The sequence below is a fragment of the Vibrio sp. MM46 genome, from assembly GCF_027587135.1.
In the GTDB taxonomy this organism is placed as follows: domain Bacteria; phylum Pseudomonadota; class Gammaproteobacteria; order Enterobacterales; family Vibrionaceae; genus Vibrio; species Vibrio harveyi.
The window spans coordinates 107,998-130,912 of sequence record NZ_JAPPTO010000017.1 but is presented as its reverse complement, the minus strand read 5'-3'; the positions used below and the strand labels follow the sequence as shown (position 1 = coordinate 130,912).

Sequence of the window (22,915 nt, the reverse complement as noted above, 5' to 3'; positions counted from 1 at the left end):
GGGTTATCTATTATTAGTCATATTGTTGAGAAAAACGATACAATCATTTTCCAATTATAGAGATTATCTTCAAGAAGAAAACAATTAGACTATGTGGCAGAAAACGACCTGGATATTGGAAAGAAGAAAATGAAATACGATTGGATCTTGTTTGATGCTGACGAAACCTTGTTTCACTTTGATGCCTTCAAAGGTTTGCAGCTAATGTTTTCTCGCAAAGGCGTAGACTTCACCGAGCAAGATTTTGCCCACTACCAAACGGTCAACAAGCCACTTTGGGTAGATTACCAAGATGGTAAAGTGACAGCAGATGAGCTCAAGCACAAACGCTTTACTGAGTGGGCAGAAAAGCTCAATACCACGACGGCGGATCTCAACACGGCATTCTTAGAAGCGATGGCAGACATCTGTACTTTGTTGCCGGGTGCGAAAGAGTTGATGGAAGCGCTGCAAGGTAAAGCCAAAATGGGCATCATCACCAATGGTTTTACCGAGCTGCAAGCGATTCGTCTAGAACGCACAGGTATGAGCGATTACTTCGAGCACGTGGTGATTTCTGAACAAGTCGGTATTGCCAAGCCGGATCTAGGAATTTTTGAGTACGCGATGACACAAATGGGTAACCCGTGTAAGACGCGCGTCTTGATGGTGGGTGACAACCTGCATTCTGATATCTTGGGTGGTAACAACTTCGGTATTGAAACATGCTGGCTGAACACCACAGGTGCAAGTGTGGATGAGTGCATTGCACCAAGCTACACGGTGGAATCGTTGAATGAGCTTAAGAGCATCCTCATCGCTTAAGCTTAAGTAAAGAAATAAACGGAAAAAGCGCTGATTTCTCAGCGCTTTTTTGTTTTTATCGATACTGTTTTGTGTCAATCGATCTTGCTTATTAGTTTGCGTTTTTTACAGTCAATTCGCCTTGCACTTGTTGTTCTTTCTCACCAAGCTTGAAGTAAATCTTGCCGACGATGACTTCTGAAATCAGGATGGTAAACACCACCGCAAAGAAGGCGACGACACCGTTCCAAGGACCACTAAAGTCAACCTTGTCACCAAATAGGATGTTAATTGCTTCTAGCATCACGAACTTCGAACCGACCAAAATAACGTAAGTCGAAAGACCGCGATAAATCTTAGGTGCCGTGCCCGGTTTCGATTTAAAGTACTCTGCAATTTTGTGTTCCGCTTTGATCGACAGCTTCAAAAGCAACTGAAGCAGCAATGCCGCGGCGAAAGAAATCGTAAACGAATCAATCGTTACAAAGTCCCAGTATTCGTCATAGAAGTTCAGTACCGTAAGGTCTACCAATACCGCCAAGGTATAACCAACAAACAGACGCTGTGGAGTGTTGAAACCGTAGACTTTATCCGATGCGCTCATAAGAACCCTCAATCAATAATGAACAAGTTTGCAAAGCCATGCCTTGCGTCGATGGGTTAACTATATGAGTTCCCCGGTGGGAAAACTTGCCATTTCGCGCCATTGGAATTATTGCGATGAATGATTATTTTTATGCGACATGTTGAACTTAAATAAGCGCCTCGAATTTGAAAACCGTCTACAAACTGACACGCAAACAGCGTTAGAATGGCGCTTAATCCAACAAGTTATTTCGAAGAATCAAGCAGTAAGGACTCTCATGGCAGACATCAAGCAGCTCGACAGCAAAGTGGTGTATCAAAACAAATGGATGACGGTACGTGAAGATAAAATCCAACGTCCTAGCGGAGCCGAAGGCATTTACGGTGTGGTCGATAAGCCAGACTGTGCGGCGATTCTGGCTATCGATAACGGTGTGATTCATTTAGTACAGCAGTTTCGTTACACCGTAGGGCAACGTTGTTGGGAAATCCCGCAAGGGGCGTGGGAATCAAATCCAGATGCGGATCATCTTGAGCTAGCAAAAGGTGAACTTCGTGAAGAGACCGGCATGCAGGCTAATAAGATGGAGTACGTTGGTGCGCAGTTCATCGCTTACGGGGTCTTAAACCAGACTTGCCACGTGTACTTCGCGAGTGAGTTGTCTGAAGTGGGCAATCAGCTAGACAGCGAAGAAGAAGATTTGATCACTCGTTCGTTTTCTGTCGAAGCGTTTGAGCGCATGATGATAGACGGCGAAATCAAAGACTGCGTGACCATTGCCGCTTATGGTTTAGCAAAATTGAAAGGCTTAGTGTAAGTAATAGAGCGAGCCGAAGTTTCGTTGGTGTAAAAGGCTCGTGATGAGCCTTTTAACGGTAAGTTTTGAGATGAATCATCGCCGCATGTTGTTACCATTGCAGTTTGGCGTAATGCTACTCACCACCGCCGCCGTCTCCCCCGAAGTCTCCGCTGTCAGCATCGAAATCATTAGAATCGGTGGCGGGTTGTAGTTTGTTGCAGTCCTGAATTTCTGCGTAAGTCAGTAAAGCACTGACGCTTACAAGATCTGTCGCTTGGTCAAACAAGGCAAGTGAGACTTCTGATTGAAATTCAACATGCTCACCCAGCTCTTGGCTTAGCCCTATCGACACGTAAGTGGTTTGGTTAATGAACATGCCGTATGCGAGAAGGGCGAAAGCGTCGTCTGTTTTTCCATTTTCTTTGAGTGCCCAATCGATCTCTTTCTTCGCGTAATCCGTTTTCTCACCATACTTGAGCACGAGTTTAGGTGTAATGTCTTTTGCGATTTCTCGAATTTGGCGGTTTCGTTTCCAACTTCCAAACATAATGATTTCCTTTCAACAGGCGGTTAATCTTGGGCTATCGTCTCTCTAGTACTTCAATGAGTTCATATCGGTACAAACTTGTATCTGCTGGCGCATTCTCTGGAGTAAATTGCTGGATGCGTTTGACTTTTAAGGTGTACTCATAGCCGGGTTCAAATTCAAAACCGTCAATTTGATCATAGAAGTAGTTACCGTCCACGACCATGCACTTCATTGGAGCCACACCCACGCAGTCTACACGCTCAGGAGCGACATGAATTGTCATTGTGTTCATGGTGTCATCAGAATTGCGCTGAGCACAACCAAACAGCACCGCTGCCATCATAGGCAATACAATATAGTGTTTTAGATTCATTCTTTGTTCCTTAAAAAGTGACCAAATTATCATAGCAAGATTGACGAAAAACGACCTTGAACTTTGCGTTAGGGGCTTTATACCCAAGTGGTTTCAAGATGTAGGGTTCAGAGCGTTGTCATTGAGTCGAGTTCAAGGAAAACAATGCAGCGTAATAGCTAGCTCTTGCCAAGTTGTATATAGTATTTCATTCATCAACCTTTGGCGGAGCAGTAGCGTGAAATTATTGGCAGATAAAACTGGTGAACAATTTTTGCAAATTTTAGATGAGCAAGGTGACACGTTAACGGTGCAATTCATCTCCAATGAAGGTGAGCCAAAAGGGCAGCCATTCAAAGATTATCTCAAAGGGTTGATGTTGGCGGGTTGGTCTTATCGAACAACATCGACTGCGATTGGCATATCTCGATTCAAAAAGGGCTATCTTGAAGATGCGCATGTGAGTTTTGCGTTGCATCGTCTCTATCCTTTGGGACGCAAAGTAAAGCTGCCAAGTGGAGAAATCGTTCAAATCGCAAGTTATGCCAATACTCACGTTGATGGTTATTATATGTTTGTGCGCCGTGAAGGGGAGCAAGAATTGGTGCGTATGAAGATGTCACCAGATTGGCTGCTAATGCCGTCAGAAAAGCTACTTGCTCTACCTTATTATCCTCGTCCTCGAACTCAAAAAGAGCTAGATGTGATTGATGAATTCGATAGCTGGGCTGGTGGCTTTTAATCGTTAGCTTATCGATAATCAAACCCAAATCGCGCTAAGTAGTGCCAGACTTTCTTCAAATCTTGCTCGTCAAACGCTTTTGCTTTTACCGCTTCACCAATAATGCGTGGTGTTAGCATGCCATTTTCTGCAACCTGATTTGCGATGTCTAAGATGGCTTGTTCTCGGTAGTCTGGATAAAGATTGATGTCTTCTATTGAGACACAAAAGCCACTGTGCCAACGAATTTCAACTGGTAACTCGCGAGCGTAATCTTCTACCTCTGTGCCTTTAAATGAAGGATCGAGCACCAAGGCTCGAATATCTTCCTCCAAGCGCAAATCGCCGTGGATTTGAGTTTCGATATAGGCGTCCAACCTGTCTGGCGCTTGTGCGTTTAACTCATCCAACAAGGGTTGAACACGTTCAATGGTCGCGAAGTGCTCTGGCTCGAAGAAGCTATCTGGATAACAGAATGTCGCTCGCTTAGTGATTTCTGGTTTCAATAAGAAGTAGCTCGCACCAAATCTTGGTGAAGCACCAACTTCTGAACCTGAGAAGTTTAACGCGCCATACTTTGGGCGTTGATTTGGTTGGCTATTGTCGTACACACCATCAAACACGCGTTGCTCCCAACGCCAACGCTCTCCGCCTTTATAAGCTGTTAATCCGCCATTGCTTGTACCGGTTTCAAACTGAGATTTGAGCTTTCCGTCTTGCGCAATTGCTTTGAGAAGAGGTATGCCTTGAGAGGTCAAACGATCGGGATGGAAGTTAATTGTGACCGAAAATGGATGTGATTGAGGTGCTCCAACAGATTTCGAGCGAATGATTTCAAGAGCGCGTTGAGTTAAAGGATGTTCGAGCATGACGTTGACCTCAGAGTTTTCTTTCAACTTATCGAGTTCGAACGACGAATACAATCTCTGGCTTATGAATGGGAATAAGGCAATTAGAACCTCTCGACTACAGAGAGGTTCTATGAGTTTCGTTAGCTTAGAAAGAATGGTTTGACAATTGATTCGTACTTTCTAGCATTTTTTCTGCCACGTAGTGGTGTGTTGCTGTGGTCGGGTGCGTTACGTCCCAGAATACAAACTTATCAGAGCCAGAAGACGCACACTCAGAACGCAATGCATGATGGTATAGGTAATCCACCGATGAAGAGCGGTTGATGTCTTGGCAAGCTTGGCTCGCGTTTACAAAACCGTGTTGCTCTGGATTTGCTGTTAAGCTTTCAAACAGTGCATGCGTATCGTACAAGGTAACGTTGTAGCCTTGTGCAGTGTAATACGCCGCTTGTGCTTTGATGAACTCATTCATTTCCACGATCTTCGCGCGGATCTTGTTGATTTCTTCTTGAGTCGAGTAGGTAAACTGTGGTGCACGTGTTGCATCTGGTAGTGTCATCAACAACAAGTTCTTCGCACCTGCATCGGTCAGTTTAATCAAGGCTTCCGCGTAGTCTGATTTCACTTCTGGCACGCTACGGTTGTAGTTCATGAAGTCATTTAGACCAAACTCAAGGGTAAACAGGGTATTAGCAGGCTTGTAGTTTTTCGCTAATTTCGCATATGCCAAGTAAGAGGAAACTTGCTCACCTACACCAGTCAGAGCGATGTATTGGTTTTCGCCTGCCGCGCCACCTACAGCCCAGTTGTATAGCGGTAAGTTTTTCGCTTGAGCAATGTACTCAGTCCACACAAAACCGTTTGAGAAGTGTCCCAAGAACCAGCTATTTGGATTCGGGAATCGCCATTGTGATGCATTAAAGATGTTGCCTGTATCAGACAAGCTGTCACCCAATGCTACGACCTTGTTGATTTGGTCTGGCTGCATGACAGGGTCGTTGCTCCAGATGGTATGGTTGTAGGAGAAACGGTTATCGGCTGCAAAGAAGGTGATGTCAGCGTTTTCATTTGCTAGGTCCAGAGTTTGCTCACAACGTTGCTTGATAACACTTTGCGGTGTGTCAGTGTAGAACATGTTCTTGAAAGAAACCGAACTCCACCAGTAGCCATCAAGCGTGAAGTAACTGCCGTCTGGATTTTCTGCCCATTCCCAATCGGTCGCAGGTTCATCTTTTGAATAACTGGTGCGGTACCAGCAGCGGACATAAGTGTAAGTTTGTTTCGCTTGCGCGCTTCTTACTTGAGAGGCGCTGACCATCTCTGGAGACAATGTTGGCTCGGCAGCGTGAGCAAAACTTAGTGGTAGTAATAATGCACTAAGTAACGTAATAGTTTTATTCATGATTCACTCTCTGTGATGATTATCGTCATGATTTAGGTGAGAATTTATCTCACCAAACGTCCTCATTCTGAGTAAATACCCTACTTAGTCAAATATCTAATTATTCATTCTGTCAATTCTGGTACCGCGTTCAACTTTCAATAGATTTAGTAAATAGCATGATTTTATAAAATCTAGAATAATTACTCACTAACATTAATTTAACATGCACTTTTGGCGTTAATAAGTAATTGCTTTATAAGAAAATTGGTTTCTTTTTGATGTTCACTTTATCTGTTGATTAAATGATCCTTTATTAACAATTATGCATTCACAAAATCAATTGTTTGGATTTTTTTACAAATAATCTATAGCTGAGTAGCTCATGTTAATGATAGGTGAATGATTTTTCATGAGCGTAAAGTGAATAAAAATCAGCTCAAAAAGGAATAGAGCAAATGCATCACACAACAACTAAATTAAATGGCTTGTTTTCATTGTCTGCCGTTGCAGTGGCACTGACATTTTCGATGTCAGCGCATGCGGCTCCTCTGACGGGGTTCGACGAATCTAACTTGCCGACCAAATACATCGTCAAATTTAAAGAAGATACGTCCAGTCCTTCAGCATTGGGTGGGAACTCATTCTGGGGACCACGTATCGCGCAAGAGTCGGTCTTAGATCAGCTCAAAGCGCGTAAAGTGGAAAAGCTAGGAAACCGTGCAATTTACAGCGTGGAGATGGAAGACTCGGAGTTGGGGCAATTACGTAACCGCAGCGATGTGGAATACGTTGAAATTGACCCACCGCGTTATCTGTTAAGCGAGACTATCCCTTGGGGCTATGAGGCGGTGAATGCTCAGCTTCTGGATGACTCAAATGCAGGGAATCGCACCGTGTGTATTATCGACTCGGGTTACGATTTGGCGCACAACGATCTGAGTGGTAACCGAGTGTCGGGTACAAACGATAGCGGTACAGGTTCTTGGAGTGTTCCGGGGAATAACAACGCTCACGGTACGCACGTAGCGGGTACGATTGCCGCGATTGCCAACACGGAAGGCATCAAAGGTGTTATGCCAAACCAAAACGTGAATTTGCACATCGTTAAGGTGTTCAATGAAGCGGGTTGGGGCTACTCATCCAGCTTGGTGAAAGCGGTACAAACTTGTGCTGATAACGGCGCGAACGTCGTCAACATGAGCCTTGGTGGTAGCCAGTCGAGTGTGACGGAGAAAAACGCGTTGCAAACCATTTACGACCAAGGCGTGCTGCTGATTGCTGCTGCGGGTAACGATGGTAATACTGCGCACAGCTACCCAGCGTCTTACGATTCAGTAATGTCGGTTGCGGCGGTGGATGATAAGCGTGATCACGCGGCGTTCTCTCAAGCGACAGACCAAGTTGAAATCGCAGGTCCGGGCGTAGCAATTCTGTCTACAGTGACTGTGGGCGAGGGTAAGCTTTCAGACATTCGCTTGAATGGTGTTAGCCAGTTCGATCGTGGCATCGTTCCTCATAACCGCTTGATCCAATCGGGCGGCAGTTATGGTCCTGATCCAGTAGCAGGTTCTATCACGGCGACACTAGCAAGCTGTGACGTATCCGGTAGCAGCTTCAGCTGTGGTGATATGTCTGGCAAGATCTGTTTGACCGAGCGTGTGGGCAACCAATCATCAGGTAACTACCCAGAAATCGATGCAGTTCAAGCGTGTTACAACGCGGGCGCAAGTGCGGCGATTGTGTACAGTAACTCTGAGCTACCGGGCTTGCAGAATCCTTTCCTTGTCGATCAAAACAACGCGGCGCGTATTGTGTCTGTAACGGTTGATCGTGCCTTCGGTCAGGAGCTGTTGAGCTATGTTGGTCAAGAGATCACGGTATCGACCACTAAGGGTGAAGACTACGAGTACTACAACGGTACTTCGATGGCGACGCCACATGTAACCGGTGTTGCGGGTTTGGTGTGGAGTTACCATCCAACTTGTACCGCTGCTCAAGTACGTAACGCACTGATCAAGACAGCAACGGATATCGATGTAACAGGTCGTGATAACCGCACTGGTCATGGTCTTGTGAATGCTGAAGCAGCGAAACAATACCTAGACGCTGGCTGTAATGGTCCGGATGGCGGTGGTTCTGGCAACGACAACGTTCTAGAAAATGGTGTGGCGAAAACGCAGCTTTCTGGCGGCAGCAAATCAAGCACAGTATTTGTGTTTGACGTTCCTGCGAATGCAACGCAAGCGACATTCAACATGAGTGGTGGCTCTGGTGATGCTGACCTTTACGTACGCTTCAATGGCACACCAAGTACCAGCACTTACGACTGTCGTTCATGGGCGGGCGGTAATGGCGAAAGCTGTAGCTTGAACGTATCTGGCGCAGGGCAATATGAAGTATTGGTTTACGGCTACAGTGCGTACTCTGGTGTTTCTCTTGTTGCAGCGCATAACGGCTCTGGCGATTCATCAGGTGGCGGTTCTGCTCCTTCTAGCTACACCAACTCGAATGCAGTAGCGATTCCTGACAATAGCTCTGCAGGTATCGTAAGCCCATTAGATGTGGCTCGCTCTGGCGATGCAGGTTCAGTGACTATCGACTTGGATATCACTCACACCTACATTGGCGATCTTCGTGTCACGCTAACGTCACCAGATGGTGGTCAAGTAGTACTGCACGACAATGCGGGTGGTGGTGCGAACGACATTAAAACCAGTTTCCAAGCGGACTTCTCTGGTTTTGAATCGCAAGGCACATGGGAACTTAAAGCGGTGGACAATGCCAGAAGAGACACAGGCACCATCAACAGTTGGACTCTGACCTTTCAATAAGGAGTGACTATGAAGAAGTTGACCTTACTTTCTTTGTCTGCGGTAGGCGCTACCGCACTATTGGCAATCGGACTGAGCTCAAGCAGCTTGGCAAACAATCAAGGATTTCCTCTCGTGGATGAACGCCAAGATCAAGCCGAGCAGCAACCTGCACGTTACTTTGTTAAGTATCATGAAGGGAAAGAGAGCGAAGTGAGAGCGCTTCTTCGTCAGCACAACATTGAAGTGGTCGACGCTCTGGTGAAACAACACGTGTTGGTTGTGGTGGGTGAACAGGCGGAAGTCGATAAGCTCGCGGATCACGATGCGGTCGAATACACCGAGCAAGAGCCGACAAGAAAGCTGCTATCTAACGGAAGTACGCTTCAATAAGCCAAGCTTTCTTAAGATAGTGCCAAAAAGAAAAACGCCCCTCACGTGAGGGGCGTTTGCTTTCTTTCTACGATTGCTTTCTATGATTACTTTCTATAACTGGTTTCTTCTAAAGTCAGTCATTTGCTATGACTATAGATTTTCTAGGATTGATGCCGATGAGCCTATTCGCGCATCAATCAAGTCAGTTATCAGCTAGTCATATTCAGACTAACTACTTAGCGAACAATCAGACCCAGTAGGATACCAACAGCGCCGAAGTCTGCGTCACTAAAGGTCGTGTTAGCAAAGCCTAGGTCACCAAGTACTGGCATTAGGAATACTGGTAGGAAGGTAATCAATAGACCTTGTGCAAAAGCACCCAAGATTGCACCGCGACGACCACCTGTAGCGTTACCAAATACACCTGCCGCTGCACCTACAAAGAAGTGTGGAACGACACCAGGGATAATCACAGTAAGACCCATCACGTAAAGTAGGAACATGCCCAAAAGACCCGCCGCAAAGCTCGATAGGAAGCCAACCAATACTGCGTTTGGTGCGTATGGGAATACAACCGGACAATCAAGCGCAGGTTTTGCGTTTGGTACTAGTTTGTCTGAGATACCTTTAAACGCTGGAACGATTTCTGCGATAACCATGCGTACACCTTGAAGGATGACATACACACCACCGGCGAATGTGATGGATTGCATCAGTGCGAACATGAACCAGTGCTTACCACCGCTAACTTCGCGTACAAAGTCGCCGCCAGCGAAGATACATGTCACCATAAAGATGATGCCCATGGTGAACGAGATTGCCACTGGCGTATCACGTAGGAACAACAAGCTCTTAGGTACGTTCATCTCTTCAGTAGAGTGTTCTTTGTTACCGAACTTGCTGCCAATAAAGCCCGCTAGTACGTAAGAAAGGGTAGAGAAGTGACCAATCGCAACGTCGTCAGAACCTGTTACTTGCTTCATGTACTTGTGAGCAATCGCAGGGAAGAACACCATCACAGAGCCCACAACCAGAGAGCCAAGTGCGATCAGTGGAACACCTTTCATGCCGCTAGAAGCAAGGATCGCCGCTACCATCATCGACATAAATAGCGTGTGGTGACCTGTTAGGAAGATGAATTTCCATGGCGTGAAGCGAGCGATCAAGATGTTCACTAACATACCGAAGAACATGATCATCGCCATCTCTTTACCAAACGCTTCTTGCGCGATAGAGACGATAGCTTCGTTGTTTGGAACCACGCCAGTGATGCCGAACGCGTGTTGGAAAATCGTCGCAAAGTCACCCAGAGAAGTCACAACTAGACCTGCACCCGCGCCAAGCACGATGAAACCAAGAATGGTTTTTACCGTACCTTTAATACATTCAGTGACCGGTTTTTTCTGGGCAATTAAGCCGATTAGGGCGATAAGACCTACCAGAACCGCCGGCTCTGATAGGACATCGTTCATTAAGAAACTGAAGAATTCCATAACACCACCTTATAGAGCGCCAAGCTCTTGAAGTGCCACAGATAGACGCTCTTTCATTGCCACTTTGTCGACCATGTTATCAAGCGCAACGATGCGTGGTTCAACGCCAAGCGCGTTCAACTGTTCAACGATGTCGTTAGTACCGATGAAGATGTCACAATCCGTACCTTTTGCAGAGCCTAGATCGATATGATCCACTTCTGCGTTTACATTCAATTCTTTCACGATGCCTTTGATGCTCATTTCCATCATTAGGCTAGTACCAAGACCGTGACCGCAAACAACCATAATTTTCATAATTCAGACCTTTTCTTTTTATAGGGGTGTATGCCCATTTTGAAGGGCACATCAGGAGTTAGTATTTTTCGATGATCGTGAGAACATCTTGTGTGTTTTGAGCGGAGCAGATGGCTTCTACATGCTCTTCATTCATAAACAACTCAGCCAGTTTAGAAATCGCATCCACGTGCGAGTTACTGTCTGTCGCGGCTAGCGTAACCAGCATTTTCACTGGGTCGTTACCTTCAGAATCGAAGTTCACGCCGTTTTGAATCACCGTGATAGCAAGAGACAAACGGTTAACGCCATCTTCAGGGCGAGCGTGTGGCATTGCCATACCAGGACCTACCACGTAGTAAGGACCGAGCTCTTCGTGTGAGCGGTAAATAGCGTCCACGTAGCTTGGCTCAATCGCGCCATTTTCAATCAGTGCTTCACAGGATTTGCTCACCGCATCTTTCCAGTCAGTAGCATCAGAATGGATGCGAATCACATCAGAGGTAATCAGTTCACGTAGCATTGGATCTTTCCGGTTTGTTGTTTTGTTGATGGGTACTTTATCGATCAATTTGTCAGAAAAACCTGAGAATGATCACAAATGGTAGCGCTATCTGATAGCGCTATCATAAATTGTGATAGCGCTACCATTTTTATCAGTCATCCGAGTTTCATATGCTTGTGATCGACTTCTAATGCGCTAATATCAAAACCACTAAAACGCTGTGGTAAGATGTCGCGGCAGAAAATAGAGAACACTAAATAAGAACAATGAGCGAACCTCGCAAACGAAGAAGTACTGGCAATGTCACCTTGGCGGACGTCGCTAAAAAAGCCGGCGTAGGCACCATGACGGTGTCGAGAGCATTACGAACGCCCGAGCTAGTATCTGACAAGCTGAGAGAAAAGATTCAACAAGTGGTTGATGAGCTCGGCTATATCCCGAATAAAGCGGCAGGGGCTTTGGCGTCTGCTGAAAGTTACTCCATCGCTCTTATCATTCCTTCCCTGTTTGAAAAAGCGTGCGCGCTTTTCTTACCGAGCTTTCAACAAGCGTTGAACAAAGCGGGTTATCAGTTACTGCTTGGCTACAGCGACTACTCGGTAGAGCAAGAAGAGAAACTGCTTTCGACATTTCTTGAGAGCCGCCCAGCCGGAGTGGTGCTGTTTGGTAATGAACACAGCCAACGTACTAATCAGCTTTTGGAAGCCTCGAATACGCCAGTATTGGAAATTGCTGAGTTAAGTTCGAAAGCGAGCTATCTCAATATCGGTGTTGACCATTTTGAGGTAGGTAAAGCCTGTACCAAGCATGTGATTGAGCAAGGCTTCAAGAACGTGGGCTTCATTGGTGCGCGTGGCGATCACTCCACCTTGCAACGTAAGCTACACGGTTGGCAAAGCGCGATGATTGAGAACTACCTTGCGCCGGACCATTTCTTAACCACCCACGAAGCGCCATCTTCACAATTAGGTGCGGAAGGGTTGGCAAAGTTATTGCTGCGCGATTCAAGTTTGAATGCTCTGGTATGTAGCCATGAAGAGATTGCGATTGGCGCGTTGTTTGAGTGTCATCGCCGAGTGCTGAAAGTCCCGACTGACATTGCGATTATCTGTTTGGAAGGCTCTTCTATGGGTGAGCACGCCTACCCAAGTTTGACCTGTGCGGAATTCGATTACGAACGCATGGGGACGAAAGCTGCAGATAAGTTACTGCAAGCCATTAAAGGTGAGCCTGTAGAACATGCAACGGACATGGGCTTTAAGCTAAAACGCCGAGCGAGTACTGCAATCAACTAATTTGATTTGGTTAGATACTAAAACGCGATACAAAAAACCTCTCAATGCTGAGAGGTTTTTTTATGCGTGAGAATAGTGATTGTCGACTAAGGGCGTTCACCTGCTGCTAGACGACGTTCGATATCTGCAACCACTTCTGGGAAGTCTGCGATCGTATCGATAAGGTAATGCGGCGAGCTCTTTAGCAATTTTGCACGCGCTTTTTCACGAGCAACATTAAGCGTAGCTTCGTCCGCGGCTTGGTATTCTTCAAACGTTAGACCCGCTTCGTTACCAGAAAGCAGCAAGCCAACGGTCCACATACCGGCGTTGTGACCTTCGTCGATGCCCGGTGCTGCGTCATCCACTTTGATGCACGCATTAACGTCCGTTACATTCAGCTCAATCACGTTCTTCAGTGCCATAAATGGTGCAGGGCGACCACCTTGTGGCAGGTCATCCGTTGCTACTACGTAATCTGGTTTGTAGCCGTAATCCGCTGCAACAGGGATCAGCACGTCCATCACTTCGCGGGGGTAACCAGAACAAGAACCGATCTTGATGCCTTTGTCTTTCAGATCGTTCACAACTTCAATCGCATTAAGGATTGGCTCAGCATGGTCAGCCACTTTTGCTTTTTGCAGAGGCATGAATGCTGCGTAGATAGCGTCGATGTCTTCGCTGGTCATTGAGCGACCAAATTTCTCATTCCAACGCTTATCAACCGCAGGGATACGACCCACAGCTTGGATGTGATCCCACTTACCAAGTCCCATTGGTTCGCGCGCTTCTTCAAGGTCGATTTCAAAATCAAAGCCTTGTTTGAATGCTTCCACAAAGATGCTAGTTGGCGCAAAAGAGCCGAAATCGACGATAGTGCCAGCCCAGTCAAAGATCACTGCTTGAATTGGTGAGTTGCTCATGTTCAATCCTTTTTCTTGCTTGCTAGAGCGCTTGCCTACACGTTGGAACCGCGCTCTGGATAAATTGGTTTTTGTTGAGGTCTATTGACCCTAGGTTTTGTTGACCTTTTGCGGTTAAATTTTGTTCGAGATAAAAGCGTTTTAATCGCGGCGAGAGGTTTGTAGCCTAGTCATTCTAAGCACAACACCTCACAACAAAGAGTAAAACGCTTTTAGCCGAACCCTTCGGGCAGCGTTTGTGGTTCCTTTCTTCTGCGTTATCGGCTTATCAGGTAGAACAGCTACAACTCAAAGCCTCTGCCTTGCATAAAGAACCCACAAACTGCTGCAAAAATCAGCTCAAAAGGTCAACAAAACCTAAATGTAGTTAAAGTCTTTGCACACTTTGGCGATCGCTTCTTCGAAGATCGCCAGCGCTTCTGTCAGTTGTTCGCGAGTGATGATCAGCGGTGGGCTGAGTTGAATCACATTACCTTGCGATACCTTGAAACTCACTCCGTTGTTGAGGCATTGGTACAGCACAGCTTCCGCTTCGTCATACGCGCGTGCTTTGCTTTCGTGGTCAGTGACCAGTTCAATGCCCCATAACATGCCGATGCCACGTACATCACCAATCACTGGGTATTTGGCTTTCATCTCTAGCAGCTTTTCACGCATAAACTGGCTGTCGGCTTTGGCTTTATTTAGCAAGCCGTCTTGCTCAATGGCTTCCATGGTTGCCAGTGCTGCAGCACAACCTATAGGGCTTTTCTCATGAGTGTAGTGACCCATGGAGATTTTCTCGGCGGTGTTGTATTTGTCTTTGGTTACCATGGCTGCGATAGGCACTAAGCCTCCGCCCAAACCTTTACCGATGCAGAGCATATCTGGCTCGATGTCGTAGGCTTGGTAGGTAAACCATTCACCGCTGCGACCCATACCGTTAGGGATGTCGTCGATGATCAGCATGACATTGTGTTTGTCACAGATTTCACGGATGCGTTTCCAGTAGGCTTTACTCGGCACTTGTACGTCGGTATTACGAACTGCTTCTGCGATAAACGCGCCCACGCCGCCTTCTTTCTCAATCACGTATTCAAGGTAGTCGGCGTAATGCACGTCGCTGCCGTCCGCGACCGGGAAAGCACCACGATAAGACACCGCTGGTGGAATGCGTTCAACACCTGCCATTAATGGTCCCATGCCTTGGCGGAAACACGCTTCGCCACCTACTGAAATGGCATCCAATGATGCGCCGTGGAAGGAATCCCACAGAGACACCACCTTGTAGTTGCCCGTGATGTGGCGCGCTAACTTTAGAGCCATGCCCACTGCAGATGTGCCACCTGGAGCAAACAACACGCGGTTCAATTCGCCGCCACAGATTTGTGTGAGCTTTTCGGCACATTCAATTGCGGTTTCATTGGTAAAACGACGTGGTGAAAACGGCAGTTGGGCAATTTGCTCTTGCACGCGTTTAATCACATGCGGATGACCGTAGCCCAGCTGATGGACGTTATTGCCATGGAAGTCCATGTACTTTTTGCCGGTGGCATCTTGGATGTAGATGCCTTCTGCTGCTTCCAAGGTATCTAAGCACGGCGTCGACATGGCTTGATGAAGAAAGACCTCCGAATCACGCTTTAGTAATGCTTGCGTGCGTTCGTCGTCCATCGATGCATTCCAAGCTTGGCGCGCTGGTGTCGTGTTGACATCACCTTCGCTGCGGAAATGAGTCGGTTTGATATTCTGAGTCATAACGCTTTCTCAATTAGAAGGCTGCTTTACGCAACTTGCCAATACATTGCTTTTTCAATCGCACCGATTAAGCGCTCGATATCTGCTGGGTAAACTTCGCCAATGTTGCCTATACGGAAGCAATCTGCGTTCGATACCTTACCCGGATAGATCACGAAGCCTTGCTCTTTCAAACGCGTGTAGAACGCTTTGAACTGGTAATCACTGTGCGTTGGAGAGTAGAAAGAAGTGATGATTGGCGAGTGAAGGTCATCACTCAGTAGCGGTTCGAAGCCCAAAGAGCGCATACCTGCAACCAGTGTTTTCTGGTTAGTTTGGTAACGGTTATGACGAGCCTCAATGCCGCCTTCTTGTTCCAGTTCTAACAATGCTTGGTAGAAAGCGCGAACCGTGTGCGTTGGAGATGTGAAACGCCATTTGCCGTGGTTCACTTCCATGCAATGCCATTGGTCGTAAAGGTCAAGGCTCAAAGAACGAGCCTGACCTTGGCACTTTTCGAGCTCGGTTTGCTTCGCAATCACAAAGCCAAAACCCGGTACGCCTTGAATACATTTGTTCGCTGAGCTGATCATAAAATCGATTCCTAGCTCTGCGATATCGATAGGAATGCCACCAAAGCTCGACATGGCATCGAGAATCACGACTTTACCGTGTGCTTTTGCCGCAGAAGCAAATGCCTCAATTGGATTCAGCATGCCAGTGGTTGTCTCGCAGTGAACAATCGCCACGTGCGTGATCGCAGGATCCGATGCCAATGCAGTTTCCACCTCGTTCAAGTGTGGCTGTGATGTTTCGCCTGGGGAAACTACATGGCATGGAATATTTAGGTAATCAGCGATCTGAGCGATACGTGCACCGTACGCACCGTTGTCGACAACCAACAATTTTCCATCTTTGCCAATGGCGCTGCCAATCGTCGCTTCTACTGATGCGGTGCCGCTACCTTGCATTAGTACGCTGGTGTAGCCGTCTTGTTGAGTTGCCAGTTTTACAAGCTTAGTGCGGATCACTTCTACAATGTCTTTGTTGTATTCATCATCCCAAGTACACCAGTCTTTAAGCATGGCTTCACGTACTGTTTCAGAAGTAGATAGAGGACCTGGAGTCAGTAGTAGATATTCGTTTTTCATCTCGATTTCCATCAGAATAGATTAATTGGTCTACACCAAATTTCGAGTTCACTCTAGCGAGGAAGAAAAGGGCAGTAAATAGGCGAATATCCAATTTCATAAAACTTTAATATCCAGAAAAAGGCGGATCAATTGAACGATTATTCATCGCAAATTTTCGTAAAACTGCCATTTAATGGTCATGATTTCGTCACAAAGGCTCAGTAGGGTGTATATCGTCAACTGGTACAGACCAAATGAAAACTTAGCCAAATTAACTGGAGAAAATGATGAAAAACCGTTTGATGAAAGGATCGCTGGCTGCACTTGTCTCTCTGCTAGCTACGAATGCAATGGCAGCACAGGAAGTCACGGTTTACACCGCTTTCGAAACTGACATTCTTGCCAAATACAAGTCTGCGTTTGAGAAAGATAACCCAGATATCAAGATTAAGTGGGTTCGCGATTCCACCGGTATCATGACGGCGAAATTGCTGGCAGAAAAGAACAACCCTCAAGCGGAGGTGGTTTGGGGTCTTGCTGGCTCGTCAATGGCACTGCTTAAAGATGAAGGTCTTCTTAAGCCTTACACACCAAAAGGTTTGGAAGAGCTGCACGCGAATCTAAACGACCCTCAATCAAACCAAGCTTGGTTCGGTAACGATGCGTTCTTTAACGCAGTTTGTTTTAACGAAGCGGTAGCGAAACAACTTAACCTACCGAAACCAACGTCTTGGGAAGACCTAACAAAGCCGGTTTACAAAGGTCACATTGCAATGCCGAACCCAGCGTCTTCAGGCACTGGCTACATGCAGGTTTCTGCTTGGCTACAAAACATGGGTGAAGATCAGGCATGGAACTACATGCGTGACTTAGACAAGAACATTGCACACTACACGCACTCTGGTTCTAAGCCATGTGTTCAAGCGGGTATGGGTGAAGTGGCTATCGGTATCTCGATGGCGAGCCGCGGCGCGAAGCTGAAAACACAGGGTGCACCACTAGCGGTTATCACACCAAAAGGCATCGGCTGGGAATCAGAAGCCGTTGGTCTAGTAAAAGAGTCTGATGCAGCGAAGCGCGTTGTGGACTGGTCAATCTCTAAAGCAGCAAACGAGCTTTACGTAGAAATGTACCCGGTGGTTGCACATAAAAACGTGAAAGCGACCGTGTCTAACTTCCCGAACGTTCAAGAGAACATGGCGAAGATGGACTTCGCGCAAATGGGCAGCAAGCGTGCAGAGATTCTAGCAGCATGGTCTGAGAAGTTCGACGCGAAATCAGAGCCAAAGTCTTAATTGAATTTGCTTTGAGTTGAATATTGGAATCCACCTCGGTTGAGGTGGATTTTTTGTTTTCTCTGTTATTTCAGAGTTTGCTGAAAGTAGATTCCTAGTCTCACCTAGGTTCGCTGGAATGACGGACTTAAGAAAGTTGGGATCTTCTATCCGCACTCACAACGTCATTCTCGAGAGCGACGAAGGAGTGAGTCGGGAATCTCAGAATATAGTACTTGTAAGAGATTCCGGATGGCTCGCTTAGGCTCGTCCGGAATGACGATCTTAAGTATATGGAGTGAACGTCAAAACTTGTCGTTCTGAGCCGCGAATGTGATTTCAGAATTTGTAATCCACGCTCATCACGTCATTCTCGAGAGCGACGAAGGAGTGAGTCGGGAATCTCTAATTACCACTTAAACAAACCTCACCTCCCTTCATCTATTTGTCATCTTCTGGCTATAAATTTGTCATTGGAACGTAACACTCCAAAACTAAAGTTGGTATATACCATTTGGAGCGTGTGTTATGTCAACTAACCAACATTACCTAAATATTGAAAATGTAGTGAAGCAATTCGGACAGTTCACTGCATTAAAGAAAATCTCGCTAGCGATTGAAAAGGGCGAGTTCGTTTGTTTTCTTGGTCCTTCTGGCTGCGGTAAAACCACTCTGCTACGTGCCATTGCAGGTTTAGACTTGCCAACGTCTGGTGCGATTTTTCAAAACGGTCAAGAGACCACATTCCTACCACCTGAGAAGCGCGACTTCGGCATCGTCTTCCAATCTTACGCGCTGTTTCCGAACCTTACCGTGCAAGAGAACATTGCGGTGGGTTTGAAGAACCAAGGCATGTCGACCAAAGAAGCGTTAGAGAAGGTGGATTACTGGTTAGAAACCATTGGTCTTCCAACCTCTGGCGAGAAATTTCCTAACCAACTTTCTGGTGGTCAGCAGCAGCGTGTTGCTTTGGCTCGTGCATTGGCGCTATCTCCGGGTTTACTGTTATTGGATGAGCCGCTGTCAGCGCTGGATGCAAAAGTGCGTGTTCACTTACGTGACGAGATTTGTAAGCTGCAACGTAAGCTTGGCATCACCACCATCATGGTTACGCACGATCAGGACGAAGCGCTGTCGATGGCGGATCGTATCGTGGTAATGAACCATGGTGTGATTGAGCAAGTCGGTACACCTCAAGAGATCTACCAACAACCAGCCACGCGCTTTGTCGCTGAGTTTGTCGGCAGCATGAACTTTATTGAAACCTCAGTCGCAACGGACTCCCAAGTACGGATTGCCGAAACATTGATGCCAGCGCCAAGCTTGACCAATCGTAAGATCCAACGTGGTGACCGCTTCGACCTTGCGGTGCGTCCTGAAAGCATCAAGTTCGTTGAAAACTACACCAACTCTTTACCAGTGCGAGTTACGGCAACTGAGTTTTTGGGGGCGTTTTTCCGCATTGATTGCGTATTGCAAAACGACAGCTCAACGAAAACCATCGTAGTGGATGTGCCTGTGGAAACGGTTCAAAAACTCAATATCAAGGCGGGCGATGTACGTTACATCCAGTTTGCTGAAGAAGGACTGCATGGTTACGCCGTGCCCTCGGTTGATAAAGCGCTAGCAGCGTAGGTGTAAACATGGATGCGAAGACAATGACGATGAATAGCCTGACCACTCAAGACAAAGCAAAATCCCTACTCGGACGTGTCAGCCGCGACAACCTTGTGTTGTTTGGTTTGCTCGCTGGCTTGTCGACCATGATGGTGCTGTTCATCTTAATGCCGCTTTGGGCAATGTTGACCAAGAGTGTGCAAAATGCCAATGGCGAATTTGTCGGTCTGGCAAACTTTGCGGCGTACTTTTCTTCTTCAAGCTTGTGGGTGTCGGTGGGAAACACCTTCACTTTGGGCGTGATTGTGACCTCGGTAGTGGGTGTGCTTGCGTTCGGTTATGCCTACGCGCTGACTCGTTCATGCATGCCGTTTAAAGGTTTGTTCCAAATCCTAGGTACTGCGCCGATCCTTGCGCCTTCGTTGTTGCCGGCGATCAGTTTAATCTTCCTTTTCGGTAATCAAGGCATTGCCAAAGAGATGCTGTTAGGAAACTCGATTTATGGCGTGATTGGTATCTCGATGGGTTTGATCTTCTGGACCTTTCCTCATGCATTGATGATTTTGACTACTTCGCTGCGCACTTCAGATGCTCGCTTGTATGAAGCAGCCCGCGCACTTAAAACATCGCCCATCAAAACCTTCTTTATGGTGACGTTACCTGCGGCGAAATACGGTTTGATCAGTACGCTTATCGTGGTCTTTACGCTGGTTATCACGGACTTTGGTGTGCCGAAAGTGATTGGTGGAAGCTACAACGTCCTGGCGACTGACATCTTCAAGCAAGTTGTGGGACAGCAAAACTTTGCCATGGGTGCGGTGACCAGCATTATGTTGCTATTTCCTGCGGTAATGGCGTTCGGCGCAGACCGCTGGGTACAGAAAAAGCAAAAGAGCTTATTTGACACTCGCTCGGTGCCTTATCAGCCAGAACCTAACAAAGCGCGCGACAGTATTTGTTTGGTTTACTGCAGCATCATTTCTATCGCAGTGTTGGCAGTACTTGGTATGGCGGTGTATGGCTCGTTAGTTACATTCTGGCCTTGGAACAAAGCGTTGACGCTAAACAACTACAACTTTGCTGAAATGAGCACTTACGGTTGGAGTCCATTTTTCAACTCGCTAACGTTGGCAGGTTGGACGGCAGTTATTGGTACAGCCATCATCTTTGTCGGTGCTTACTGCATTGAGAAAGGGCGTGCGTTTGGTCCAATTCGTCAGGTGATGCAAATGCTCAGTGTGGTGCCAATGGCAGTTCCGGGTATGGTGCTTGGCTTGGGTTACATCTTTTACTTCAATGATGCGAACAATCCTCTGAACGTGCTTTATGGCACCATGGCATTCTTGGTAATTAACACGGTAGTGCATTACTACACGGTGGGGCACATGACCGCCCTGACAGCTCTAAAGCAGTTGCCATCAGAGATTGAAGCCACAGCGGCATCGGTGAAGCTTCCTCAATACAAGTTGTTCTTTAAAGTGACATTACCTGTGTGTTTACCTGCGATTTTGGACATTGCGACTTACTTGTTTGTTAATGCATTGACCACCACTTCTGCGGTAGTATTCCTTTACTCAACCGATACGATTCCGGCTTCGGTCTCGATTCTGAATATGGACGATGCAGGTCAAACTGGCGCTGCAGCGGCAATGGCTGTGATGATTATGATGGCTGCCGCAATTGCGAAGATTGTTCAGATGACTTTGGGTAAATTGTTAGAGAATCGCACACAAGCTTGGCGCAAAAGATAAGGACACTTCGTGCAATACGTAAAAATTAAAGATTCGATTGTTGAACAGATTGAAGCGGGCATGCTATCGCCGCGTCAAAAACTGCCAGCAGAGCGTAAGTTAGCGGAGTCGTTCGATACTACACGCGTCACTCTGCGTGAAGCTTTATCACTGCTGGAAGCAGAAGGTCGAATCTATCGCGAAGATCGCCGAGGTTGGTTTATCTCACCCGAGCCATTGCGTTACGACCCAACCCAAACTCTGAACTTCCCGAACATGGCGAAAGCGCAAAATCGCGTGCCAAAAACGGAGTTGGTCGCAGTAAAAGGAACGTTGGCAAACAAACAAGCGGCACGCTTGCTGGACTTGCAACCTTTCTCGGACGTGTATCGAGTCGACCGTGTGCGATACCTTGAAGATAGACCTGTAGTATTCGTAACAAACTATATTCGCCCAGAGCTGTTTCCGAATCTGCTGGACTATGATTTGTCAAACTCACTGACGGACATTTACCGCGAGCATTATGGCGTGACGTATCAAAAGATTCGCTACCGCATTTCAACCAGCACTTTGTTGGGTGAAATGGCTCAGGCACTGCGCGCGACAGCCGGCACGCCCGCGATGGTAGTGGAGCGCATCAACTACAACCAGCACGGTGAGTTGATTGATTGCGATATCGAGTATTGGCGACACGATGCCATCAGCATTGAATCTCTGGCGGAACTCAATCGTTAAGTGGATTTTCTCATTATCTAAGGCTCCATCTCGGGGCCTTTATTTTATTCAGACAGGAACATTGAAATGGATTTGTTGGCGATTGGTCTCGTCGTTTTCTCTGCTGTTCTTCATGCGGGCTGGAATATCCTTGGCAAAAGCAACTCAGGCTCTGGACTCGCGTTTACCATGGCCGCCAGCTTTTCTGCATGTTTCATTCTTACCCCTTATTTGATTTGGTATTTGGCAACCATTGGCTGGACATCATTACCGAGTGAGTTTTGGGGATTGCTGTTCATTAGCGGCATTTCACAAATGGTTTATCTGGTTGGTTTGATTGTCGCTTATAAGCACGCTGATGTGGGGGTGGTTTATCCGATTGCTCGGGCACTGCCTGTGATGATGGTCGGCGCAATCAGTGTTGCATTGGGACATGAATTATCTAGTCAGCAGTGGCTTGGATTCTTACTAATTACTCTTGGTTGTATGCTGGTACCACTGACGAATTTTCGTCAGATGACATTGGGTTCTTATTTGAATGTTGGTGTGTTCTGGGCATTGATTGCCGCAATAGGCACAACGGGTTACTCGGTGGTCGATAAAGAAGCGCTGAGTTTACTCACAGGACAAGCATCAGAGATCTTGAATGATCAGTACAGTGCAATCTTCTACTTGGGCGTGCAGTTTTGGGCGATTGGTATTCCAGCCCTTGTATGGTGCTTAGTTATGGGCAAGCCAGATGAGATTAAGACAGCGTGGCAGATCCGCAAAACAGCCAGTATGGCAGGGGTAATGATGGCATCCACCTACGGCTTGGTGTTGTTTGCGATGACCATGACAGACAACGTAAGTTTGGTGGTGGCACTAAGGCAAATCAGCATCGTGTTTGGATTGTTTATGGGGATTTGGTTTCTGTCTGAGAAATGGTATCTCACTCGGGGTATTGGGGTTACTTCGATTCTGGTGGGGATTATTTTGGCATTAACGCATTAACTAATGTGCGGGATATGCGCCCGTTAATACAAAAAAGAAAAGGCAGCGAATGAGCCTCTCGCTGCCTTTTGTATTAA

22 protein-coding genes are annotated in these 22,915 nt (G+C 46.8%); 11 read left to right on the top strand and 11 right to left on the bottom strand.

Annotation, left to right across the window (positions count from 1 at the left end):
- Positions 1–129 precede the first annotated feature (129 nt).
- Positions 130–804, top strand: a complete 675-nt coding sequence (gene yjjG, locus OH459_RS18935; RefSeq protein ID WP_053052901.1) for a pyrimidine 5'-nucleotidase — start codon at positions 130–132, stop codon at positions 802–804.
- 91 nt (positions 805–895) lie between these two features.
- On the opposite strand, the gene OH459_RS18930 is transcribed toward yjjG, so the two are convergent.
- Positions 896–1,387 carry a hypothetical protein gene (locus OH459_RS18930; RefSeq protein ID WP_017188554.1) on the bottom strand — a complete coding sequence of 164 codons (492 nt, stop codon included), beginning with the start codon at positions 1,385–1,387 and terminating at the stop codon, positions 896–898.
- A 259-nt stretch (positions 1,388–1,646) separates the two neighbouring features.
- On the opposite strand from OH459_RS18930, the gene OH459_RS18925 reads away from it, so the two are divergent.
- Complete coding sequence (locus tag OH459_RS18925; RefSeq protein WP_269988084.1) at positions 1,647–2,186, top strand: NUDIX domain-containing protein; 540 nt, start codon at positions 1,647–1,649, stop codon at positions 2,184–2,186.
- Positions 2,187–2,301: 115 nt separating this feature from the next.
- Here OH459_RS18925 and OH459_RS18920 read toward each other — a convergent pair whose 3' ends face one another.
- Positions 2,302–2,715 carry a DUF6559 family protein gene (locus OH459_RS18920; protein WP_085319136.1) on the bottom strand — a complete coding sequence of 138 codons (414 nt, stop codon included), beginning with the start codon at positions 2,713–2,715 and terminating at the stop codon, positions 2,302–2,304.
- A gap of 34 nt (positions 2,716–2,749) precedes the next feature.
- Positions 2,750–3,070, bottom strand: a complete 321-nt coding sequence (locus OH459_RS18915; protein WP_005445420.1) for a DUF4377 domain-containing protein — start codon at positions 3,068–3,070, stop codon at positions 2,750–2,752.
- 217 nt (positions 3,071–3,287) lie between these two features.
- On the opposite strand from OH459_RS18915, the gene OH459_RS18910 reads away from it, so the two are divergent.
- Positions 3,288–3,791, top strand: coding sequence for a hypothetical protein (locus OH459_RS18910; protein ID WP_050938034.1), 504 nt, complete (start codon positions 3,288–3,290; stop codon positions 3,789–3,791).
- An 8-nt stretch (positions 3,792–3,799) separates the two neighbouring features.
- On the opposite strand, the gene OH459_RS18905 is transcribed toward OH459_RS18910, so the two are convergent.
- A complete protein-coding gene (locus OH459_RS18905; RefSeq protein WP_269988082.1) occupies positions 3,800–4,639 on the bottom strand; it encodes a DUF3626 domain-containing protein in 840 nt (279 codons plus the stop codon).
- 127 nt (positions 4,640–4,766) lie between these two features.
- On the bottom strand, positions 4,767–6,026 hold the full coding sequence (locus tag OH459_RS18900) for an SGNH/GDSL hydrolase family protein (RefSeq protein ID WP_199479376.1): 1,260 nt from the start codon (positions 6,024–6,026) through the stop codon (positions 4,767–4,769).
- Between the two features lie 434 nt (positions 6,027–6,460).
- Between OH459_RS18900 and OH459_RS18895 the strand changes: the two genes are divergently transcribed.
- Both OH459_RS18895 and OH459_RS18890 read left to right on the top strand, forming a co-directional pair.
- On the top strand, positions 6,461–8,836 hold the full coding sequence (locus OH459_RS18895) for a S8 family serine peptidase (RefSeq protein WP_269988080.1): 2,376 nt from the start codon (positions 6,461–6,463) through the stop codon (positions 8,834–8,836).
- A gap of 9 nt (positions 8,837–8,845) precedes the next feature.
- Positions 8,846–9,208, top strand: coding sequence for an ATPase (locus OH459_RS18890; RefSeq protein WP_005445413.1), 363 nt, complete (start codon positions 8,846–8,848; stop codon positions 9,206–9,208).
- 218 nt (positions 9,209–9,426) lie between these two features.
- Here the strand turns inward: OH459_RS18890 and OH459_RS18885 are convergent, their stop codons facing one another.
- The 3 genes from OH459_RS18885 to OH459_RS18875 are packed head-to-tail and all read right to left on the bottom strand — an operon-like array spanning position 9,427 to position 11,482.
- A complete protein-coding gene (locus OH459_RS18885; protein WP_005384349.1) occupies positions 9,427–10,683 on the bottom strand; it encodes a PTS ascorbate transporter subunit IIC in 1,257 nt (418 codons plus the stop codon).
- Between the two features lie 9 nt (positions 10,684–10,692).
- Positions 10,693–10,980, bottom strand: coding sequence for a PTS sugar transporter subunit IIB (locus OH459_RS18880; protein ID WP_005374080.1), 288 nt, complete (start codon positions 10,978–10,980; stop codon positions 10,693–10,695).
- A gap of 58 nt (positions 10,981–11,038) precedes the next feature.
- Positions 11,039–11,482 (bottom strand): PTS sugar transporter subunit IIA, encoded by a 444-nt coding sequence (locus OH459_RS18875; protein ID WP_085569212.1) that lies wholly within the window; start codon positions 11,480–11,482, stop codon positions 11,039–11,041.
- A gap of 248 nt (positions 11,483–11,730) precedes the next feature.
- On the opposite strand from OH459_RS18875, the gene OH459_RS18870 reads away from it, so the two are divergent.
- Positions 11,731–12,759 carry a LacI family DNA-binding transcriptional regulator gene (locus OH459_RS18870; protein ID WP_005442357.1) on the top strand — a complete coding sequence of 343 codons (1,029 nt, stop codon included), beginning with the start codon at positions 11,731–11,733 and terminating at the stop codon, positions 12,757–12,759.
- Positions 12,760–12,845: 86 nt separating this feature from the next.
- Here the strand turns inward: OH459_RS18870 and phnX are convergent, their stop codons facing one another.
- The 3 genes from phnX to phnW form a co-directional block, all read right to left on the bottom strand.
- Positions 12,846–13,661, bottom strand: coding sequence for a phosphonoacetaldehyde hydrolase (gene phnX / locus OH459_RS18865; RefSeq protein WP_269988066.1), 816 nt, complete (start codon positions 13,659–13,661; stop codon positions 12,846–12,848).
- A 357-nt stretch (positions 13,662–14,018) separates the two neighbouring features.
- On the bottom strand, positions 14,019–15,398 hold the full coding sequence (locus OH459_RS18860; RefSeq protein WP_269988064.1) for an aspartate aminotransferase family protein: 1,380 nt from the start codon (positions 15,396–15,398) through the stop codon (positions 14,019–14,021).
- 26 nt (positions 15,399–15,424) lie between these two features.
- Complete coding sequence (gene phnW / locus OH459_RS18855; RefSeq protein ID WP_054824292.1) at positions 15,425–16,528, bottom strand: 2-aminoethylphosphonate--pyruvate transaminase; 1,104 nt, start codon at positions 16,526–16,528, stop codon at positions 15,425–15,427.
- A gap of 266 nt (positions 16,529–16,794) precedes the next feature.
- Between phnW and OH459_RS18850 the strand changes: the two genes are divergently transcribed.
- From OH459_RS18850 to OH459_RS18830, 5 genes are all read left to right on the top strand, one after another.
- Positions 16,795–17,805 (top strand): putative 2-aminoethylphosphonate ABC transporter substrate-binding protein, encoded by a 1,011-nt coding sequence (locus OH459_RS18850; protein ID WP_258456469.1) that lies wholly within the window; start codon positions 16,795–16,797, stop codon positions 17,803–17,805.
- 507 nt (positions 17,806–18,312) lie between these two features.
- Positions 18,313–19,419 (top strand): putative 2-aminoethylphosphonate ABC transporter ATP-binding protein, encoded by a 1,107-nt coding sequence (locus OH459_RS18845; RefSeq protein ID WP_005432488.1) that lies wholly within the window; start codon positions 18,313–18,315, stop codon positions 19,417–19,419.
- 8 nt (positions 19,420–19,427) lie between these two features.
- Positions 19,428–21,152 carry a putative 2-aminoethylphosphonate ABC transporter permease subunit gene (locus OH459_RS18840; protein WP_269988055.1) on the top strand — a complete coding sequence of 575 codons (1,725 nt, stop codon included), beginning with the start codon at positions 19,428–19,430 and terminating at the stop codon, positions 21,150–21,152.
- A 9-nt stretch (positions 21,153–21,161) separates the two neighbouring features.
- Positions 21,162–21,866 (top strand): phosphonate utilization transcriptional regulator PhnR, encoded by a 705-nt coding sequence (gene phnR, locus OH459_RS18835; RefSeq protein WP_269988053.1) that lies wholly within the window; start codon positions 21,162–21,164, stop codon positions 21,864–21,866.
- A 66-nt stretch (positions 21,867–21,932) separates the two neighbouring features.
- Positions 21,933–22,838, top strand: a complete 906-nt coding sequence (locus OH459_RS18830) for an EamA family transporter (RefSeq protein ID WP_009696899.1) — start codon at positions 21,933–21,935, stop codon at positions 22,836–22,838.
- Positions 22,839–22,915: the final 77 nt, after the last annotated feature.